General features: G+C 51.7%; 17 protein-coding genes and 1 pseudogene. 15 read left to right on the top strand and 3 right to left on the bottom strand.

The genetic code is table 11. From position 1 onward, the window contains the following. Nucleotides 1-273: 273 nt before the first annotated feature. Nucleotides 274-1,389 (bottom strand): tyrosine-type recombinase/integrase, encoded by a 1,116-nt coding sequence (locus tag AADJ11_RS19205; protein WP_341236021.1) that lies wholly within the window; start codon nt 1,387-1,389, stop codon nt 274-276. A 124-nt stretch (nt 1,390-1,513) separates the two neighbouring features. On the opposite strand from AADJ11_RS19205, the gene AADJ11_RS19200 reads away from it, so the two are divergent. Then, on the top strand, nt 1,514-2,452 hold the full coding sequence (locus AADJ11_RS19200; protein WP_341236020.1) for a DUF1403 family protein: 939 nt from the start codon (nt 1,514-1,516) through the stop codon (nt 2,450-2,452). 2 nt (nt 2,453-2,454) lie between these two features. Then, nucleotides 2,455-3,039 carry an SMC-Scp complex subunit ScpB gene (locus tag AADJ11_RS19195; RefSeq protein WP_341236019.1) on the top strand — a complete coding sequence of 195 codons (585 nt, stop codon included), beginning with the start codon at nt 2,455-2,457 and terminating at the stop codon, nt 3,037-3,039. 17 nt (nt 3,040-3,056) lie between these two features. Here AADJ11_RS19195 and AADJ11_RS19190 read toward each other — a convergent pair whose 3' ends face one another. Then, entirely contained in the window at nt 3,057-4,085 is a 1,029-nt protein-coding gene (locus AADJ11_RS19190; protein WP_341236018.1) for a LacI family DNA-binding transcriptional regulator, read from the bottom strand. 144 nt (nt 4,086-4,229) lie between these two features. Here AADJ11_RS19190 and AADJ11_RS19185 point away from each other — a divergent pair, with 144 nt between their 5' ends. The 12 genes from AADJ11_RS19185 to AADJ11_RS19130 all read left to right on the top strand — a co-directional run bounded on the left by AADJ11_RS19185 (nt 4,230) and on the right by AADJ11_RS19130 (nt 19,800). After that, nucleotides 4,230-5,426 carry a CaiB/BaiF CoA-transferase family protein gene (locus tag AADJ11_RS19185; RefSeq protein ID WP_341236017.1) on the top strand — a complete coding sequence of 399 codons (1,197 nt, stop codon included), beginning with the start codon at nt 4,230-4,232 and terminating at the stop codon, nt 5,424-5,426. Nucleotides 5,427-5,446: 20 nt separating this feature from the next. Beyond that, nucleotides 5,447-6,277, top strand: a complete 831-nt coding sequence (locus AADJ11_RS19180) for a 3-ketoacyl-ACP reductase (RefSeq protein WP_341236016.1) — start codon at nt 5,447-5,449, stop codon at nt 6,275-6,277. A 59-nt stretch (nt 6,278-6,336) separates the two neighbouring features. Then, nucleotides 6,337-7,878: a sugar ABC transporter ATP-binding protein gene (locus tag AADJ11_RS19175; protein WP_341236015.1), complete on the top strand. Its 1,542-nt coding sequence runs from the start codon at nt 6,337-6,339 to the stop codon at nt 7,876-7,878. Nucleotides 7,879-7,886: 8 nt separating this feature from the next. Next, entirely contained in the window at nt 7,887-8,723 is an 837-nt protein-coding gene (locus tag AADJ11_RS19170; protein ID WP_341236014.1) for a Cof-type HAD-IIB family hydrolase, read from the top strand. After that, nucleotides 8,723-9,715, top strand: coding sequence for an ABC transporter permease (locus tag AADJ11_RS19165; protein WP_341236013.1), 993 nt, complete (start codon nt 8,723-8,725; stop codon nt 9,713-9,715). The genes AADJ11_RS19170 and AADJ11_RS19165 overlap by 1 nt, the downstream gene beginning before the upstream one ends. Nucleotides 9,716-9,796: 81 nt before the next feature. Next, nucleotides 9,797-10,735, top strand: a complete 939-nt coding sequence (locus tag AADJ11_RS19160) for a substrate-binding domain-containing protein (RefSeq protein ID WP_341236012.1) — start codon at nt 9,797-9,799, stop codon at nt 10,733-10,735. Between the two features lie 73 nt (nt 10,736-10,808). Then, on the top strand, nt 10,809-11,771 hold the full coding sequence (locus AADJ11_RS19155; RefSeq protein WP_341236011.1) for a dihydrodipicolinate synthase family protein: 963 nt from the start codon (nt 10,809-10,811) through the stop codon (nt 11,769-11,771). Nucleotides 11,772-11,810: 39 nt separating this feature from the next. Beyond that, entirely contained in the window at nt 11,811-12,611 is an 801-nt protein-coding gene (locus AADJ11_RS19150; protein ID WP_341236010.1) for an enoyl-CoA hydratase-related protein, read from the top strand. Continuing rightward, nucleotides 12,568-14,238, top strand: a complete 1,671-nt coding sequence (locus tag AADJ11_RS19145; protein ID WP_341236009.1) for a GMC family oxidoreductase N-terminal domain-containing protein — start codon at nt 12,568-12,570, stop codon at nt 14,236-14,238. The genes AADJ11_RS19150 and AADJ11_RS19145 overlap by 44 nt, the downstream gene beginning before the upstream one ends. A 40-nt stretch (nt 14,239-14,278) precedes the next feature. Further along, the gene (locus tag AADJ11_RS19140) at nt 14,279-15,778 is read left to right on the top strand and encodes an aldehyde dehydrogenase family protein (protein WP_341236008.1); all 1,500 of its coding nucleotides are present in this window, start codon (nt 14,279-14,281) and stop codon (nt 15,776-15,778) included. After that, nucleotides 15,766-17,076, top strand: a complete 1,311-nt coding sequence (locus AADJ11_RS19135; protein WP_341236048.1) for a glycerate kinase — start codon at nt 15,766-15,768, stop codon at nt 17,074-17,076. The genes AADJ11_RS19140 and AADJ11_RS19135 overlap by 13 nt, the downstream gene beginning before the upstream one ends. 141 nt (nt 17,077-17,217) lie before the next feature. Then, the gene (locus AADJ11_RS19130; RefSeq protein ID WP_341236007.1) at nt 17,218-19,800 is read left to right on the top strand and encodes a phosphoenolpyruvate carboxylase; all 2,583 of its coding nucleotides are present in this window, start codon (nt 17,218-17,220) and stop codon (nt 19,798-19,800) included. 215 nt (nt 19,801-20,015) lie between these two features. Here the strand turns inward: AADJ11_RS19130 and AADJ11_RS19125 are convergent. Further along, nucleotides 20,016-20,190: pseudogene (locus AADJ11_RS19125) on the bottom strand (IS6 family transposase); the annotation flags it as partial. A 302-nt stretch (nt 20,191-20,492) separates the two neighbouring features. Between AADJ11_RS19125 and AADJ11_RS19120 the strand changes: the two are divergent. Next, nucleotides 20,493-21,261, top strand: a 769-nt coding sequence (locus AADJ11_RS19120; RefSeq protein WP_341236006.1) for a Fic/DOC family N-terminal domain-containing protein, incomplete at its 3' end; no start/stop codon positions are given.

The raw sequence follows: 21,261 nt of genomic DNA, 5'->3' as shown, positions 1-21,261 counted from the left end.
GATAGGCTACGGCTGCAACTGGCAATTTTTTCCTTCGGTTATGATTCTTCGGGGTATTTCTATGACGAGCGCTAAATTGTGGACGGAAATGACTCGCAACAGGTTCCAACGGCAGTCGTCTTTGAGACTAGATTCTAACTTTCTCGTATCTCAAGTGCGCGAAAGTTAGAAAATCTTGGTCAGGTCGTGGAAAGAACATCAAGAAGTTAGCTAGACCAAATGGTGGATTTCAATTTCGAACCAGATCTCTTCGCTTGAGCGGCTTATTCATAGCTAAAGTCCGGCAGCCTTGGTCAGATTAATCCGAAACCGGTCACGGCGGCGCTGGTAACGGCGGGTCATCTCGGCCGAGGCGTGGCCGAGATGTTTCTGCACATACCGCTCATCCACCTCAGCCGAGCTGGCAAGGCCCGCACGCAAGGAGTGTCCAGAAAACAGCGCCGAACACTCAGCCTCGGGCAAATCACCACGGATCCCCGCGTCCAACACCGTGCGTTTGATCAAGCGGGCAACATGTTTGTCAGACAGACGTGCGCCTGTCGTTCTCATGTCGTCTCGTGTTGTGCGTTGAAACACTGGCCCAAAGTCGATTTTGGAGAAATGCAGCCATTGCTCCAATGCGTGGACGGGGCAGGTCTGATCAGAGGATCCACGGCCGATTTCAACTTCGCGCCAGCCGGTCTTGGCATTGAGCGTGAGCAGGGCGCCTTGTTCTTCAATTTCGATCCAGCCGTCGCTATCGGGCGTGTCGTCCTTGTGAACATCTAGGCTGACGATTTCAGACCGACGAAGACCTCCTGCATATCCAATCAGCAGAATGGCCCGATCCCGGAGGTCTCTCAGCCCAAACCCAAGGGTCGCAACCATCTCGAGGAGCTCTTCGGCAAGAATGGCCTCTTTCTGCACCGGCGGTCGGGCGTGTTTGCGTTTAATCCCGGCCAAGACAGTGGCAATGTGTCGGTTCTTGCGATCAAGGGTGAAGCCGCGTTGGGTGTAGTTCCAGCTGAGGCCAGACAAGCGACGATCTATCGTGCTGACAGACAGGGGTCGGGGCGCCGACTTCGAAGGGGCCTTGCCAGTGGGTGTTGCCAAATCCGCAAGATATAGACCGATCATCTCGGGCGAGGGGGGCAGGGGGTCCGTCCCCTTTAACCGACACCAGCGAGAAAAATGCGCCCAATCCCTCGCATAAGCCTTGAGCGTGTTCTCAGATGCAGCCCGCTTCGCATAGTCGCGGGCAGTCTCAACCAATCGATCAAGCGTGCCGGAACCAGCAACGTGAGAGGGGAGGCTTAGAGCCTCGCCCGCGGACGCTCTTCCCTCGCTGTCCTCGTTGGGGTAGGGCGCGATAGATGGGTTTGAGGGCGATTTCTTATGGTTTTCTGACATGTCGCAGAGCATATCTTTTTACGTCCGATAATGCAAATTATTGGACATAGTGGAGAGCTGTAAGGTGGGGCGGTTTGTACGCTATGTGCTGGGAATAAGCGCCGCGTTGGTTTAAGGTTCCGATATGAAACCCGCCAAAAAACCAGTCTCAGACGATACTCAGACCATACACCTGTTACCGCGGTGGGTCACCTCTGCACAGGGGCAAGACACTGATACTGTTGCATTTACGTCCGGCGCGGCGCTCGCAAAGCTTGATGTGGTGTTGCGTGATCGCCGCGGCACATTACCGAGTGTTTTGCTGAGGGACCGCATGGCGGTAGAGGCGTCTATCGCATGCTTAAAGTTAGAAAACCGGCGTGAAACAACGTCCGATATCCGAGATGCGGTCTGTTTGGCGCGGGCAGGGGACGCGTTGGGGCCTGCTGGCGACATATTCTTGGCCTGGCGCAAGCTGGCACAGATCAATCTGACCGCATCGGGGTGGAAAGAGCGGGTAACGAAATTACTGCCAGGCCCGGTGGCCGAGGCAATGCCAGAGTTAGGCTCTCTCGAAGGAACACCAGTTGCGCAGGCCGCTCAAGTTTTGGCGGACGTCCTACAGCAGTTCCTGCGACAAGAAGCGGCGGCGCTGATGTTGGCAGATGTGGTTCTCGCGCGCGCTATCGGCTGGGATCGGGTGATACCGTTGTTGGCGGCGCATCTACCACGGAAAGATATACGAGGGATTGCGGAAGATGAGACTGATCCGGCGCAGTGCGCGCATCGAGCGATGGTTGTTGCCTGTGACGGGGCAATCCGCAGTGCGGCCGATTTGAGCCGCCGTGCCAAAAAGCTCCGTGCCGTCGCACCGAAGCTGCGCGCGAAAGGATCGAATGAAGCCCTAGACTTGTTTTTGAGCCATGATGCTGTGTCGCCATCGGGGATGTTAAGCCCTATGATCGTAGGCACATCGATGCCGATGACAGATCGGGCCGCGCGGCGCTTTTGTGATCGTTTGGTGGAGCTGGGCGTTGTGCGTGAATTGACGGGACGACCGACGTTCCGTCTGTACGGGGTGTGAAGATGGCCAGGGAAACCCCACCGTTAGACACTGAATTGGAAGACCTCCCGCCGGAATTACGCTGGCGGGAATGGATGGGTCGGATCGAGGCGGTGATCTTTGCGTCTGGGTCTCCTGTGTCACGAGAAGATCTGGCGCGAGTTGTGGGGCAGGGGGTGTCTGTTGATTTGCTGGTTGAGGATTTGAAGGCCGAGCTGAAGGCGCGGCCTTATGAATTGATGGCGGTCGCCGACGGATGGCTGATGCGGACGCGGGTACAGTTTGCTCAAGCGATACGCGTAGCGGCGGATGTTAACGAGCAGCTCGTGGACCTGAACGAATTTGAGGTCGCGGTGCTGGCGGCGGTGGCCTATCACCAGCCGCTGACCCGCGACGGGTTGAAAGACATCTTTGGCAAGGACGTCAGTCGCGATTTGATTGGGCGGTTGCGGATGCGGGAGCTGATCACCACCGGGCCGCGTAGTCCGCGGGCAGGGGCGCCCTATACCTATGTGACGACGCCGGAGTTTTTGGTCGTGTTCGGGATGGAGAGCCTGAGGGATTTGCCAGATCGCGAAGGGTTGGTTGATGCGGGGCTGGCGGAATGAGGTTTGTCTTGCCTCAACTACTTCGGCGCAGAGCTCGTACTGCCGCGAACGATCAATCGAATTGGAAGTTCTCGTTGCCGCATTGACTTGCGTTGTACCAGTGACTCGAGCGCGTAGTCGGCCGCATGAACGCCCATGGCGCGTGCGGGAACCTCTAGGGTCGTCAGATCCGGTGTTGTAAGTTCAGCAATCTCAAGATTATCAAAACCCATCACCGAAACGTCTTTGGGCACATTTATTCCGTTATTCTGGCATTGCTTGACCGCACCAGCAGCTAAAATGTCACTGCCGCAAAACACTGCTGTGGGACGCACTTCCGCTGTCAGAAGTGATTCCATGGCTTGTCTGCCACTTTCTACATCATATGCTGCTTCTACAATTTGGACGTTCTTCGGGTCATGTCCTAGCATTCTAAGCTTGTTCAAATATCCATCGATGCGCCCTTTGGCGCGGTCGTTATCTTGGGTGATTCCAGCAATCATTGCAAATCGAGTGTGGCCAAGATCGCTTAGGAACTGCGCCGCGGTTCCGCCAGCCTTTTCATTGTCAAACCCGATTGCCGCGCCTTTTTCAGATGGGTCATTTGTGTATGTGTAGACGTACCCAACGCGTTTTTCTTCAAGCATTCGCAGAGTTTCGGGTTTATGCATGGACCCGACCAAAATGATGGATTCTACGCCTCTTTCAACAAGCAATCGGGCCTGCTTGAATTCTGTTTCAATATCATATGCGGACGTATTGATTATTAGCGATACGCCGTTCTCGGCAAGCCGGGTTTCCAAACCATCCGCCATGGTTGCGTAAATCGCATGGTTCAAAGTTGGAATTATTGCGCCGACGAGTCTGGACCGCGTTGATCTGAGCGCACGCGCTGATCCATTTGGGACGTAGTTCAATTCACTTGCTGCTCGCAAGACAGCCTCGCGCTCTTTTGCGCCAACTTTTGGGTTCTGATTCAATACCCGAGAGACCGTTGAAATCGATACACCTGACCGCTTTGCAACATCGACAATTTTCGCACCGCGTTGGTTTTCTAATGCGCTCATACCCTAAATCTGTTCCATCTTTGAGAAATCGTTTTCTACGTACTATCCTTACAATAAAGGGAAAACATTGTCATTTATTATTTTGCTTGACTCTCTTCTGGAGATCAGAGAAAACGTTTTCTCAATTCTGGGAGGAATTTTGACATGCTTCTTAACGGTACAAAGGTGGTTAGTTTTTGCCACTTCTTGCAAGGCCCGGCTGCGGCCCAGTATCTCGCTGATATGGGCGCAGATGTTATTAAGGTCGAACCGGTTTGTGGCGCACATGAGCGTCATTGGTCAGGGGCCGATGTCTACGTCGAAGGTGTGAGCGGCTTTTACCTAAGTGCAAACCGCAACAAACGCTCAATCGCAATCGACCTTAAATCTCAATCCGGCAAAGACGTCGCTTGTAAACTCATTGCCGAAGCCGATGTGGTCATGGAAAACTTCAGACCGGGTGTGTTTGCAAGGCTTGGCTTTGACGATGAAACTCTCAAAGCGATTAATCCAAACTTGATTTTCGCATCAGCAAGCGGTTTTGGTTCGACTGGCCCGATGGCGCTACAGCCCGGCCAAGACATTCTAATGCAAGCCCGTTCTGGTCTAATCGCCGCCACAGGTACGCCTGAACACGGTCCGACCCCCGTCGGTGCAGCCATTGTGGACCAGCATGGCGGCGCGCTCATGGCGATGGGTATTCTTGGGGCGCTCATCAGGCGGATGCGAGATGGCGTTGGAACGCGCGTTGAGGCAAGCCTGATCAACTCCGGTATTGATCTTCAAGGTGAAGCTCTGGTGAATTATTTTGCCGGCGGCAAAACGAAAAACGTGCTCGAACGCGAGAGAAATCTGGCAACTTGGTTCCATGCGGCTCCCTACGGCATTTACCCGGCGAGCGATGGCCACGTCATCATTTCGCTTTGTGATGCGGCAACGATGGCCGACGCGGTAGATAGCGATGAGTTGAAGGCCAACATTGAAATGGACCGCTACAAGGAGCGCGATACCTATGCACGAATGCTGAACACAGCGACCGCCAAATTCAGTGTTATCGAACTTGCCAGTCGATTTGACGAACGGGGTATTTGGTGGGCACCGATCAATTACTACGACGATCTACTTGCGGACCCGCAACTGCAACATGCCCAGGTATTCAGGGAGGTAGAAGTCCGGGGTAGGAAAATTCATCTGGTAAACCATCCAAACAGATATGACGGCCAAGTGCCTGATGTGCGGATTTTAGCTCTCGAAATCGGTGAGCACACGCGCGAAATTCTTGGAGAACTGGAGTACTCGGCAGATCAGATTGATGGCCTAGTAGACCAGAAGGTCGTGGCCGCTTCGAGAGCTCAGGCATAATTTTTTAGGAAGGTTTCGCAATGCTGGACAAGGCAGAAAATTCTACAGCTATCGGTCCGGTGGATGCTGGGCCAAAGAGCGTGGGTCGCGGCGTTGCGTTGGTCACAGGCGGACGTCGTGGTATTGGTCGTGCTATCTGTACAACTCTCGCGATGCGCGGTTTTGATATCGCTTTGGTTGATATTGTCGAAGATCAAGAAGTTGAGAAGACGGTTTCGGCAGTGGAAGCCACAGGCAAAAGTGCCATTTTCCAGCAACTCGACATTTCCGAAACCGACAAACACGACGAAATTGTTGAAAACGTTCAATTCCAGCTCGGCGAAATAACCTGCTTGGTCAACAATGCAGGAATTCAGGTGCCCGTGCGCGGCGACATACTTGATGTTTCTGAAGAAACTTTTGACCAACTGATGGATATCAATCTGAAAGGAACATTCTTCCTTACTCAGGCCGTGGCGCGCAAGATGGTGAGTACGAAGAGTGGATATAAAGAGCGCTCTATCATCACGATCACATCTGCGAACGCTGCGTTAGTGTCCCCCGAAAAAGGCCCTTATTGTATTTCCAAAGCTGGACTTTCAATGGCCTCGCAACAGTTCGCAATTCGACTGGCCGCCGACGGTATTAGAGTTCACGAAATCAGACCGGGCTTGATAGAGACCGATATGACGGCTGATGTTTTTGAAAAATATTCGCCCGATGTAGCTACTGGTTCAATCTGTCCCATGCGCCGTTGGGGGCAACCAGAAGATATAGCCACCGGCATCGCTACCCTTGCAATTGGCGCGATGCCGTTCAGCACAGGCGATATCTACAACATCGGGGGCGGAATGCAGATACCCCGCCTTTAGACCCTTGATCCAACACCTGAACCCTTTTTTTGGACAACTGAGAAAACGATTTCTTTAATATGCAACAAAATGTAAAAAATTCAGCCTTCGAACCAGAGAATTTCGGAGTAGCCCCGAACACTCTTCTGAAGATGGTTGGAATCGAAAAGTCGTTTCCGGGTGTGAAGGCATTGCAAGGCGTGACCTTCTCGGTGCAACGGGGCGAAGTCCACGCGCTTGTCGGCGAAAATGGTGCTGGTAAGTCGACGTTGATGAAAATTTTGTCAGGGGCTTACACGTCTGATCATGGTGCGATTTGGTTCGATGGCAAGATTACCGCCCATGCCTCACCGTCCTACATGATCGACCGTGGCATAGCCGTAATATATCAAGAATTTGCACAAGCCCCGCATTTGACTGTCGCCGAAAACATATTTATGAACCGTCTGCCGAAAACTTCAGGCGGGATGGTTGACTGGGCAAGAATGTCGAGTGAGGCACTTCGATACATGGAGCGCCTTGGTTTCGTAATGGATCCGAAGGCAAAAGTCAGCTCTCTCAGCGTTGCACAACGACAAATGGTAGAGATTGCGCGGGCCATCTCGCGTGATGCCAAACTGATCGTGCTAGACGAACCGTCTGCGGTTCTCGGCGACCAAGAACTTGAGAAACTGTTTTCAACAATAAAGTCGCTCCAAGTTGAAGGCGTGTCCTTTATCTATATCTCACATCGCCTCAAAGAGGTATTTGAGATATGCCAGAGTGTCACCGTGCTACGCGACGGCGAAGTTATGAAGTCTGACGCTATTGGAAACTGGACAACAGATACGTTGATCCAATCGATGGTCGGGCGACCGTTGACCGACTATTTTCCACCTAGAAATCCAAAATTTGGGGATGAGGTCCTTCGAGTTTCGAACTTGAAACGAGAAGGTGTTCTTAACAATCTATCGCTTTCGCTTAAAGCTGGTGAAATCTTAGGGGTTTGCGGTTTAGCCGGGGCAGGGCGATCCGAACTTTTGCGGTCAATCGTCGGTGCAGACCCCCACGATGAATGTGAAATTGAACTCCATGGTAAAACTGTAGCGATCAATTCGCCGCGCAAAGCAATTGCGTTAGGGCTCGGTTTTGCTCCTGAAGACCGCAAAACAGAGGGGTTGTTTCTCGATCAGTCAGTCAGCTTCAACATTACGATTTCAAGACTCCGTGATTACATAAAGGGCTTTAAACTTGATCTGCGCCAAGAGCGCCTGGCCGTGAAAGACTATGCAGCCAAACTTGGTGTGAAGACGCCAACCGTAGACAGCCCAGTGGGCAATCTGTCTGGCGGCAATCAACAGAAATGCGTGTTGGCTAAACAATTGAACGCGAAATGCGACATCCTGTTGGTTGATGAGCCAACTCGCGGCGTCGACGTCGGTGCAAAGCGCGAAATTTATGAGCTGCTCGTCGAGCTCACAGAAAAGAACGGCCTCGCAATTTTAATGGTGTCGTCCGAGCTTCCGGAGGTGATCGGCATGTGTGATCGCATCCTGGTCATGCGCGAGGGCGAAATCACGGCAGAGCTCGCAAAGGCCGATGCCACAGAAGAAGAAATCATGAAACACGCGACGTTTCATTAGGGGGGATGATGTATAATTTTCCCATCAAACTCATTGTCACCGATGTCGACCGGACAACTTTAACGGACGACTATCGCTTGTTGCCTGAAGTAATAGACGCTGTCGCGCGCGCCAATCGTGCTGGTATCATCGTCGTTGCAGCGACTGCAAGATCCCCGAAGGCACTTGCTCCAATTGTGCGAAAACTTGGTATCGATGCCCCCTGCGTGTGCCTGAACGGTGCTTGGACAGGGTCCATTGAGTGCGCTGATACAAGTCATGTCCATCAAAGCGAAATGGACCCCGCCCATGTCATAAAATTGATCGACGATGCTGAAGCCTTGGGCCTAAATCCGTGCTGGTTCACAGCGACGAACTGGTACGCCCTATCCGATGGAGCCCTGGTAAAACGTGAAATTCGTGCCACGGGCGGTAAACCTATAATCAAGCCGCAAATAAGCCATCTCGACGAGCCGGTTCTGAAATTGCTTTGTCTTGAGGACGAACTAAATAACATCGCGATCAACAGTATTAGAGACGGATTTGATGAGCATTTTGACTTCACCAGATCCGACACATTCCTGTTCGAGATAACGCAAAAAGGTGTGTCCAAGCGAACGGCGGTCAGCCGGTTGGCGGAACGCCTTGGGGTTCAGAGAAACAACATAGCTGCAATTGGTGATTCAGAGAATGATCTCGAAATGATCAAATGGTCAGGGCTTGGAATAGCCGTTGGAAATGCTCAAGAAACTGTTCTTCAGGCTGCGGACTGGACGACAAAAACAAATAACGATGCAGGTGTTGCACATGCGATCGATCGGATCATCGCAAGCAATATTTCGACAGACAAATCAAGGAAAACATGATGACGAAGGAAAGCGCGGTCGCGCCTAAAATTGTAGAAAAGAAACGTGGATTGCTGTCGTTCTTACCAAAAGGATCCGGTTTGATTTGGGTTCTGGCGGGTCTTTGTGTTGTTGCTGCTTTGCTGTCCAGCGCCTTCCTCAATCCCGCCAATATCACGAATGTTCTGCGCCAGGTGGCTCTTTTTGGAATTGTTAGCGTCGGGATGACCTTCGTAATTCTAACCAAGGGCATTGACCTTTCGATCGGCTCAATTCTCGGCGTGTGCGCCGTGACGACTGCACTGATGCTAACCACCGGTTGGCCCATACCGGTTGTGATAATTGCGGTGTTGATCGCCGGCGCGGTGATGGGCGCCATTAATGGTCTCGGGATTACTCTTGGCGGTGTTCCCCCGTTCATCATGACACTCGGAATGATGGTTATGGGACGCGGGCTTGCGATGACAATTGCAAACGGGCAACCGATTGGCCTTCGAGAAAAATCTGCTGAATTTATGTGGCTTGGTCGGGGCTTCTGGCTTGGCTTACCGGTGCCGGTTTGGATATTTATTCTCGTCTCTTTGATTGCAATATTCGTTCTGCGCTACACGTCCTACGGTCGCCAAGTTTACGCTGTAGGTTCCAACGAAGAGGCCGCACGCCTTTCTGGCATCAATGTCAAAAGGATCATTTTTAGCGTCTATGTCATCAGCGGGTTGCTCGCGAGCTTGACGGCTTTGATCTTTGTGTCCCGACTAACGGTAGGCGAGCCAACGGCTGGAACTGGTATCGAACTTGAAGCCATCGCGATCACCGTCATTGGGGGTACAAGTCTCTTTGGGGGGGAAGGCGGTATCATCGGAACCATGATCGGTGCGGCCATCCTTGCAGTTCTCGCCAACATCATGAACCTCGTCGGCGTTTCGCCATTTACCCAACAAATTGTCAAAGGTGCGATCATCGTAGGTGCAGTGCTCTACGAGATGCAGCGAAAACGCAGAAAATCGTCCTGACAAAGAACTTCGTCACTACGAAGACGCTGCATGCTTGCAGCTGTTTGAGAAAACGTTTGCACAACATGGAGGAACCCGCAAATGATACGTAAAATGAAAAAATTGGCCTTTGGTATGGCTGGTGCCGTTGCACTAACGGCACTATCCAGCGCCGCTATGGCTCAGGACAAAGTTGTCATTGGATTTAGCCAAGGTACGCTGAACCATCCATGGCGCGTTGCCATGGTTGAAGGTAATCGCACCTACGCTGAAGAAAACCTGCCCAATGTCGAGTTGTTCATCACGGATGGTCAAAATGATTCAGGGAAACAGGTGACGGACGTTGAATCGCTGATTGCACGCGGTGTTGACGTTTTGATGATCAGCCCTTTGACATCGGACGCCTTGACACCTGTAGTACAAGACGCGCTTGATGCCGGAATCAAAGTGGTCACCATGGACCGCGAGGTTAATGTTCCGGTCACCGTCCATGTCGGCGCGCTGAACAGGCCAATCGGCGTACAGGCAGGTGCGTTCCTTGTTGATTTGCTTAGTGGCGAAGGCAATGTGATCGAAATTCAGGGCACTGCTGGGGCATCTGCTACGGTTGACCGCAACGAAGGTTTTGCCGAGGCGCTTGAGGGTTCTGGTCTTGAAATCATCGCAACACAAAACGCAGACTATCTGCGCGAAAACGCGTTGAAATTCATGGAAGACCAATTGCAACGCTTTGGTCCAGGTGAAATTCAGGCGGTCTACGCACATAACGATGAAATGGCATTGGGTGCCATCCAAGCCCTTGATGCCGCTGGTCGTCTTGACGAAGTGAAGGTCGTGGGTATCGACGGACAGGAAACTGCGTTTGAGGCCATCAGAGACGGCAAACTGGCCGCAACTTTCACCTATCCGTTTGTTGCACCAGAAGGCATCCAGATCGCATATCAACTTGCGACTGGTGAAGCTGTCGACGCAGAAATTGTTCTGCCCGGCAAACAGGTCGATGCCAACAACATCGATGAAATGCTTGGTCACGGTTTCTAAGCATACCTCCCGAGGTTACCGCGCGGATTGATCCGCGCGGTAGCTTTCAACCCACAAACAATAGAGAGACGCTATGAGCAAGACTGAACCCTATACCCCGCAAGGCGTAATTCCCGCCTGCCTTATGCCTTTTGATGCCGACTTCAAAGTCAATGAAGCTGCCTATCGCGCGCATCTGCAGGACCTTCTTTCAGTGAAGGGTATCACCGGTATTGCGATCAACGGACATGCTGCCGAAGTTCATGCTCTCACCATTGAAGAACAACATCGCGCCGTCGTCGTCACCAAAGAAGAACTGCAAGACAAGGTCGCAACTGTCACAGGCATTCATACCGATTCCAGCTTAGAAGCCGGAAAATTGGCCGCCTACGCACGAAAGGAAGGCGCTGATTGTTTGCTTGTCTTTCCGCCAAACTTCATGACCCTTGGGGGCCATATGCGTCCTGAAATGATCACGCAACATTTGCAGCGGATCACCGACGCTTGCGATCTGCCGATTATCTTGTTTCAGTTCCCGATACCTTCAAATCTATCGTATCCGCTATCGACGCTGATCAGTCTTTGCGAACGGTTTCCTCAGATCCGCGCCATTAAAGATATGATCGGTGATGGAAATCAACATGAACAACAAATCCGCGAACTCAAAGCGTTGGACAATCCGGTCAAAACGATCACTACGCATAGTGCTTGGCTTATTGGGTCGCTGGCCCTTGGTGCTGAAGGGATTTTGTCGGGCGCAGGCAGTGTAATTGCTGATCTACAAGTCGCGCTGTTTCGCGCAATGCAGGCCAATGATCTTGCTGCAGCCAGTGCAATTAATGACCGAATCTATCCAACTGTTCGGGCATTTTATGATGCCCCTCTTTTGGACATGCACAATCGTATGAAAGAGGCATTGGTTATTTTGGGTAAAATGAACGAAGCCCATGTCCGCCCCCCATTGATGAAGCCAACACCATCCGAGATCGAGAAAATTGGACGGATGATGGCAGATGCTGGGCTTACAGCTTCCAATGTCTATCGCAATGCGCCTTGATAATGTCAGCGAACTAAATTCACTAAAAAAGGGCGCGCCGTGTCGCAAAAAACCAACAAAATAGAAGACGCCAAGCTCGTGACAAGCGAGACGCCTGCCAAGGGCGTCTTGTTGCTCAAACTGAACAGGCCTGACAAACTCAACGCGCTGTCCAAGGAATTGTTGTCGCAACTCTTGGAGGCCTTGAAAACCGCTGAAAAAACCAAATCCGTCGGCTGTGTTATCCTAACCGGCGAAGGACGCGCATTTGCGGCCGGCGCGGACATTTCCGACATGCTGGAACGCGGCGTAGCATCATACGCCGACGCGGAAAGGCTTAAGACCTGGGAACGAATTCAAAACTTCAAGAAACCCATCATTGCGGCGGTAAATGGCTTTGCGCTTGGCGGCGGTCTCGAACTCTGCCTTCTGTGCGACATCATTATCGCTGCAGAACGGGCAAAATTTGGAACGCCCGAAATCAAGATTGGTTCATTCCCGGGTGACGGAGCAACACAGCGACTACCACGTCTTGTAGGTAAATCGTTCGCCATGCAAATGATCTTGACTGGCATGATGGTCACTGCAGAGACCGCTGAAAGAAAAGGCCTGGTCAGCGAAGTCGTGGCCGACAAACAATTGCTGGGACGTGCTCTCGAAATAGCCTCCGACATCGCAACCAAATCAGTGGCCATCACCCCTTATGCAAAACGCGCGGTGAACGCAGCATTTGAATTTCCTTTGAGAGAAGGATTGGCGTTTGAACACTCCCTGACTGTCGAAGCGTTTTCAACACAAGACCGAATGGAAGGCCTGCGTGCTTTCGTCGAAAAACGTGATCCGAAATTTACGGGAAAATAGGGAAATACTCGGAATGCGAGCTCAATCATGGGATTATATTATTGTCGGGGCAGGCTCAGCTGGGTGTGTGCTTGCCAACCGCCTAAGTGAAGACCCGAAGGTAAAAGTCCTCCTGTTGGAAGCAGGCAGTCGGGATTGGAACCCGTTTATTCATATTCCGGGTGGCTTGGGAAAACTGTTTGGACCGGGTGTAAACTGGCGCTTCCACACAGTGCCGCAAGAATACATGAACAACCGCGAAGTCTGGTACCCGCAAGGTAAAACCTTGGGCGGATCCAGCTCGATCAATGCGATGATCTATATACGTGGCCAAAAAGAAGATTACGATAACTGGGCTGACCTTGGCAATAATGGCTGGTCGTATAACGATGTCCTACCTTATTTTATCAAGGCCGAAGACAATGATCGTTTTGACGACGCCTATCATGGCAAGGCTGGACCACTTTGGGTATCCGATCAAATTGACCCACATCCAATAAGTCGGGCTTTCGTGAAGGCAAATCTCGAAAATGGCCTCCCAGCGAACGACGATTTCAATGGAGAAACCATGCACGGTACCGGTTTCTATCAGGTCACGTGTCGCAAAGGGCGTAGACGATCCGCGTCCGTTTCTTACCTTAACCCGATCCGAAACCGGGCCAACCTGACCATCCAAACAGGATCACAGGTGACCAAAATAAGGTTGGAAAATCGGCGTGCGACCGGTGTTGAAATCGCCAAAGGCGACGCAGTGGAATTCTTGCGCGCTGACCGCGAAGTCATCATTTCCGCTGGCGCTATTAATTCCCCTCGTCTTTTGATGTTGTCCGGTATTGGTGACGCTACCGAGCTGAAGAAGGTCGGGATCACAGCCATTCATGATCTAACAGGTGTCGGTAAAAACCTTCAGGACCATGTGAACACCAATGTCCATGTACAGACCAAAAAACGGATAAGCTATGATGGCCATGACAAGTTCCCGCGCGCGTGGCTGCATGGTGTAAATTGGCTGCTACGACGCAAGGGCCCCGCGGCATCGGTCATCGTAGAGGGCGCAAGTTTCCACATGTCTGAGGCAGAAACCCGGCCTGATCTGCAAATACACGTGGCCCCCGCAACAGTTGTTCGTGGTGGTCTAACGCAAATCAAAGGTTACGGGTTCACCGTAAATTCAACTTTTCTTCGACCTCGCTCAAAAGGCACCGTGTCCCTTCGGTCGGACAACCCGTTTGACGAGCCCTTGGTCGATCCAAATTATCTGAATGACCCCCATGACCAAGCAATGGCTGTCGCCTCTGTGCGAAAAATCCGGGAAATATTGGCGCAACCAGCCATTGCACCGTTGATAGATTTTGAACGACTTCCCGGTGGGGATGCTCAAACGGATGAACAGATATTGGCCTACGCTCGGGACTTTGCATGTTGTGATTACCATCCTGTCGGAACCTGTAAAATGGGAACCGATGATGAGGCTGTTGTTGATCCAAAACTGCGCGTCCACGGCATTGAAGCGTTACGGGTTATTGACTCATCCGTCATGCCCGTTCTGATCAGCGGAAACACCAACGCCCCCACGATTATGATCGGCGAAAAGGGTGCCGATCTGCTTCGCGGGCTCGTTTTATCCAAACCAACCTCCGCCCCCTAGACATGCGGCAGTTCACGAAAAATACAGGAAGAAGCAGACGATGACCGATAGAAAAGACGCGTTAAAATTACCGACGCAACCCAAAGTTTTTGGCTTTTACGTCGACGGAAAAAATCATGGCCAAGGCCATCGAGAGATGTCGGAACGAAAAAGCCCCGGTCATGGCGTCCCGGTAACGCGCGCGCCGCTCTGCACAAAAGAAGACTTGGACAACGCGGTTAATGTCGCAAAGAACACCTTTCAGTCTGGTGTTTGGTCCAACATCTCTGGGGCTGAAAGGGCAGACGTCTTGTTAAAGGCCGCGGCTGGTATCCGCGATCGGTTAGAAGAAATCGCCTATTGGGAAACTCTGGAAACAGGTAAACCAATATCCCAATGCCGCGACGAAATCGGTGGTGCCGCAGGTCACTATGAATATGCGGCAGGTGTTGCGCGAACCTTACACGGGGAAACGTTCAACAACCTAGGCGACAAGATGATCGGTTTGGTCACCCGCCAACCTATCGGCGTGATCGGCCTCATCACACCTTGGAACTTCCCGTTCATAATCTTGGCCGAACGCATTCCATATATGTTGGCTGCGGGCTGTACCATTGTTGCAAAACCCGCCGAGGTGACGCCAACATCGACGTTGATCATGGCCGAAATCCTAACCCAAGCCGGCCTTCCTAATGGTGTCTTCAATGTAGTGACCGGTCTTGGTTCGGTGATCGGTCAAGCGATGGCCGAGCACGAAAATATCGATGTACTTTCGTTTACCGGCTCCATCGATGTCGGCAGGCGTGTTCTTTTGGCCTCCGCTGGTAATTTCAAAAAAACGTGTTTGGAATTGGGTGGAAAAAACCCGCAGATCGTTTTTGCTGATGCTGACCTTGAAGACGCCGCGGACGGTGTTGTGTTCGGAACCTGCTTTAACGCAGGTCAATGTTGCGTAAGCGGTAGTCGCTTGATTGTTGAAAGCTCCATCGCCGAAGAATTTGAAAAGCTTCTTGTTGAAAAGTTCGCCAAAGTTCGCCTCGGCGATGTGCTTGAACCGGACACGCAGCTTGGTGCGATTGTGACCGATGAACATCAAGCAAAAATCCTTAGCTATGTTGATACTGGCCTCAAAGAAGGCGCTAAACTGGCTTGCGGCGGCGAAGTGGCTGAAATTGCTGGGGGGCGCTTCATTCGTCCAACCCTGCTGACCAAGGTGACGAATGATATGGTTGTCGCGCGCGAAGAAATATTTGGACCGGTTCTGGCCATGATCACCTTCGAGACACTGGATGAAGCGATGGAGATCGCAAATGATAACATCTTTGGATTAGCGGCCAGCATCTGGACGAAGAATATCGATAAAGCCGTCGCGACCATGCGGCGTGTCGAAGCCGGCAGGACTTGGGTCAACACAACTATCGCCGGTGGTCCGGAACTTCCCATAGGTGGCTTCAAACAATCTGGTTCCGGGCGCGAAACGGGTGTCTACGGTGTGGAAGAATACACAGAGGTGAAGTCGATCCACATAGAGATCGGCAAACGCGATCCATGGGTGAATTGAGCCCCATGGAAGAAATTGCTAACCCGCGTGCGTTTCTAGAACAGCTTTTTCAAACAGCCGTTTCGGCAGCCGACCCTAAAAAAATACTTTCGGGGCACATCCCTCGCCCCGTTAAAGGCCGAACAGTCGTTGTTGGTGCAGGCAAAGCCTCGGCTGCACTGGCTGCTGCTTTCGAGCAGGAATGGATTGCGGCTGGGCACGGCGCATTGGAAGGTTTGGTTGTAACGCAATATGGCTACGCAGCGCATTGCGACCACATTGCCATTGTCGAAACGCGACACCCAGTTCCAGACGAAAACGGGTTGCAGGCCGGCCGCCGCGTATACGAATTGGCCAAAAGCCTAGGCCCTGACGATCAGCTGGTCGCCTTGATTTCCGGGGGTGGGTCTTCGCTTTTGACGTTGCCTCCCGATGAAATCGGATTGGCGACCAAGCAGTACATCAATCGCGAATTGTTAAAGTCGGGCGCGTCAATCGGCGAGATGAATTGTATTCGAAAGCACTTCTCGCAAATCAAAGGTGGTAGGCTGACTGTCGCCGCATGGCCCGCGAAGGTCAGATCATTGGTGCTTTCAGACGTGCCGGGCGACGAACTTTATCAAGTTGCGTCAGGCCCCACCATCCCAGACCCCTCGGACCAGAAAGAAGCTCTACGAATTATTGAACGGTATGACATCGACCTTCCTCAATCCGCAAAAGATTGGATTCAGGCGCAAAAATGCGTCGCGCCCACACCCGAGATAGCTGAATTTAAAAATGCCGAGGTCATCCTGATCGGATCGGCTCAAACTTCGCTGAAAGCCGCAGCAGATCGGGCTGCCGCGCTGGGTGTGACAGCACATATTCTATCCGACAGTATGGAAGGCGAGGCGCGCGAAATTGCAAAAGCACATGTCGGCATCATCAATCAGATCAACAAGCATGCTCAACCATTCACACCGCCCTGCGTCTTGCTGTCGGGGGGTGAAACAACCGTAACGCTCCGACAAAAAGGCAAAGGCGGCCGAAACACGGAATTTCTTTTGTCCCTGGCCCAAGGGATTCAGGGCCAAAAAGATATTCACGCGTTGGCTGCGGATACAGACGGTATCGATGGATCACAGGACAATGCAGGCGCGTTTTGCGATGGTACCACCATCTACAGAATCCAGTCCGCAGGTGTCGATCCCGAGAACGCGCTCGCCAACAATGATGCATGGACCGCATTTTCTGCGTCGGGGGACCTTTTTGTGACCGGCCCGACGCAAACCAACGTCAATGATTTCAGGGCTATTCTTATCGCCACCTCACCAGGCTGACGCAGCATCCCAAGGCAACAAACGCGCGGATCGCGACGTATACAGCGGTCCAAGGAACGCGTCAGAATATGCGCCATTATCCTCTCGATAAAAGCCATGGTGCGAATGCAAATCTCATATCCGACTCCAGAAAGACTGCCGATGAATGTGTTATCCGCTCTTCCTAAACGCGACGAAGCCCTGCACCGTTTGATCACCAATCTCGGTGATGCATTGGGAGAGATCATTCGAGATCATGAGGGCGACGAAGTCTTCACGCTTATTGAAACGCTGCGCCGTCGCGCGATAGGTTTCTACCGCTCCGACCTGATTGAATTACGTTCAGAACTTCGAAACCTTATTTGCTACAGTAACCCGCAAGATCTAGCGACTGCGATGCGTGCTTTCACATTATACCTCCACCTCGCAAACTTAGCTCAAAGCGTTATAAATGCGGATTCCGCGGGCGCTCAAAGACGGCTTAGAACATCCTTATCTCAGCTGGACCAAGCTTCATGCAAATGCCTTGCGGTCGGTATCGTTTTGACCGCACACCCAACGGAAATCCGTCGTCAATCAATTATCGACATTGAAGGGCGAATATCGGTTCTCATGGCGAGAGATGGGACAATTTCGGACCAATGTGCGCTTAGACGCGAGATCCTCACACTCTGGCTTACAGATTTAGCGCGCCGTGAAAAACTGCGTGTTCATAGCGAGATAAAAAACGGCGTTTCCATCGCGTCGCGCTCTATTTTGCCGGCCATGATCGCCGTACAAGGCACCGTCGATGAATTCTTTGGAAATGATCCAGCGACGCCCGAACCGATGTTTACTCTTGGTACATGGATTGGCGGTGATCGCGATGGGAACCCAAATGTGACCCGCGATGTTTTTGAAACTGCGGTCACAGAACAGCAACGTGCAATTTTCGCCCATTACCGCCAGTCATTGCGGGCTCTTTTCTTGGAACTTCCATTGACGGACCGCTATGTGGCGATGTCACCGGACCTTGCGCGTTTGTCGACATCCCAACCTCAGAATGATGACCCGCACCGTTCGGGTGAACCCTTCCGTCGGGCAATCAGTCATGTCATCGCGCGCCTAGACGCGACGGAGCAATTTTCCGAATACGGATATGACGAACCCAAAGCATTCGCAGCGGACTTAAAGGCGATTGCAACCGCCCTTCAAGATACCGGTGCAGGCGTGATTGCAGCGGGGCGTCTCGCGACGCTTCGGGCAACAGTCCGAATGGCGGGTTTCCATTTTTTTACCATAGATTTGCGGCAGAACTCGAATATTCATGAACGCTGCCTTTCTGAGATACTCTCACAAACCGGCGTCAGTAAAAATTACGCATCGCTTTGCGAAACTAGTCGTACGGCCTTGCTGACCGAATTGCTTGAAAAAGACTTACCAGACCTTTCCGAATATGAATTCAGCGAAGAAACAACACGCGAAATGGAGATATTCCGTGCTGTTGCACTTGCACGCAAACGCTTGGGCCACGATCTTGTGCGTTATTCTATCGTTTCAAACACTGAATCCGCTTCGGACATTCTTGAAAGCGCGGTGTTCTTGAAATTTAATAATTGTTTCGGGGTCGAAGGTTCTGTTCTTCCAGTACCTCTTTTTGAAACAATAGACGATCTTCGCAGGTCCGTTGCCATCATGCGAGACCTCTATCAAGTTCCAGCCTATGCGAATGCAATACGCGATACCGGTGCGGAAATCATGTTGGGATATTCGGACAGCAACAAAGACGGGGGCATTCTGACGGCTCGGTGGGAAGTATGGAAAGCTGAAACCGCGTTAGGCCTGTTATTTGATGAACTCGGGGTTGGTGTGTCCTTCTTTCATGGTCGGGGTGGATCGGTTGGTCGTGGCGGGGGGGCAATGCGCGACGCAATACTAGCGCAACCCCACGGCCAAATGACCAGAGGCTTTCGACTAACCGAGCAAGGCGAAGTGATTTCGAAACGCTACGAAACACGTGAGCAAGCAACAATGCGGTTCTGTGAATTGGGCCAGGGCCTCGCAGAGGCCGAAACCGCGCGGTTCAATGGTCAACCGGCAAAAATGTTCATCTCCACCATGGAAGACATGTCGCGACATGCGTTTGACGCCTATCGAAACCTTACAAAGTCAAAAGGTTTTCTGGCGTATTTCCGTCAAGCGACAGTCATTGACTACATTGCTTCCTTGAATATGGGTTCACGCCCGGTTTCGCGATCTTCGTTGAGCACGTTAGCCGATCTTCGTGCCATCCCATGGGTGTTTTCCTGGTCGCAGTCTCGGCACAATCTGCCGGGTTGGTACGGCTTTGGATCCGCTGCGCGGGTCAATGGCGGCTCAATTCCCCAATTGCGCGAAATGTATCATAGTTGGTCAATGTTTCGCACTTTGGTCAATTCGGTTTCACTGGCTGTTGTAAAAGCCGATATTGAGATCGCTGCTGCATATGCCGATCTTGTTCAAGACAAACATATCCGCGAAGAAATTTTGGGAAAAATCAGAGACGAGTGGGAAGTAACAACAAAAGTAATTCAACAGATCACTGGTGCTCATTCCTACAATGTCGATCCCGATTTCTCATCCCGTCGTCCCTATCTGGAACCACTTCACTTTGGACAGATAGAACTCTTGGCGCGGTTGCGACAAGATGGTGCCAATGAAACTTTAAGCGAAGCGCTGAAAGTCTCAATAAATGGTATTGCTTCTGGTCTTCAAGCTACGGGATGAACGGGAACAACTCTAACGAGTCTCAAATGATCTAGTTTTGCCGTAGTGTGTCGCCTCCTCTACTGGAGGTTGGGAATGGTTCTGTGTCATGGATCAAGAATGCACGAATGAGCTGAACATTTGACCAATGATTTGGCCGGGCTGGCAAGTTTTCGACCGTCGATGCGATTCCTAAATTCCGCTTCATGTTCGAAGGTCATTCTTGCGGTCTGCTATGCGGCCATGTCAGGTGAATAGTCTACGACCCGTCTGTTCATGGTGGCATGGACAATCTGAACGCCGCGTTTTGCCAATATCTCCTCCAGATTCCGATAGGAGACGGCTTAGCGAACGTAGAAAAATATGGCGTACAAGATCATATCTCGGGAAATGGCTGCCTTTGAAATCAATACTCTTATTTGATGTGCTCTGCCTGTGGCCTTACATCCGAAGTTTGAAGACCATCTCGATCTCGACCATTCCCCCATTTGGCAGACTAGCAACACCTACTGCCGTTCTTATGTGACGACCAGATTCACCCATGATGTCCAAAATCAACCTAGAGGCTGCGTCCATCACTTTCGAATGGTTAGTAAAATCATGCGAGGCTGCAACAACCTATTTTACCGTCATGTTTAAAAATGCTCGTTTGGGTGACATGTTCGACTTCACGTGTTAAGAAAAATATAATTAATTAACATATAGAGCCAGTCATGTTAAAACCCACCTACGACATCCAACCACTGCCACCCAGTGTTAGTTTCGACACTGTTCCTATACTTAAGGCTCTTGCGCGCGCCAATCGGGCGTTGGCTGAGCTGAAGGGGCGCGCAGCGACCATCCCAAATCAGAGCATCCTGATTGACACGCTTGCTCTGCAAGAAGCCAAGGCAAGTTCGGAAATCGAGAATATTGTCACCACGCAGGATGATCTGTTTCAGGCCGACCTTTTCCCCGAAGGTCCCGGAAGTGCCGCCGCAAAGGAAGTGGCGCTTTATCGCGATGCGCTGAAGCTTGGGTTTAATCGACTTAATGAGACAAAGGGGTTGATCACCAACAGCACGTTGATCGCGATGTTCCAACTATTGAAGCAACACGATGGTGGGTTTCGTCAAACGCCCGGAACAGCGCTCAAGAACGAGACGAGTGGTGAAATCGTCTTCGTGCCGCCGCAGGATGCACGTGAGATCGTCAACTTGATGGCCGACCTAGAGCGCTACATCAATGCTGAGGACGGCGATGGGTTGGACCCGCTTATCCGCATGGCGCTTATCCATCACCAGTTTGAGAGCATTCATCCATTTCCGGACGGCAACGGCAGGCTTGGGCGGATCCTGAACGTTCTATATCTGGCGAGAACCGAGTTGCTCGACATTCCTGTGCTCTATTTGAGCCGCCATATCACGCAGAACAAAGACACCTATTACAGGTGTTGTCACATTAACTCGTCCAGTCTGCAAGTTTGGGAGCAGATTGGACATC

The organism is uncultured Sulfitobacter sp. (assembly GCF_964021855.1).
Classification (GTDB): domain Bacteria; phylum Pseudomonadota; class Alphaproteobacteria; order Rhodobacterales; family Rhodobacteraceae; genus Sulfitobacter.
The sequence above is the reverse complement of the archived record's forward strand: the minus strand, read 5'-3'. Positions and strand labels throughout refer to the sequence as shown.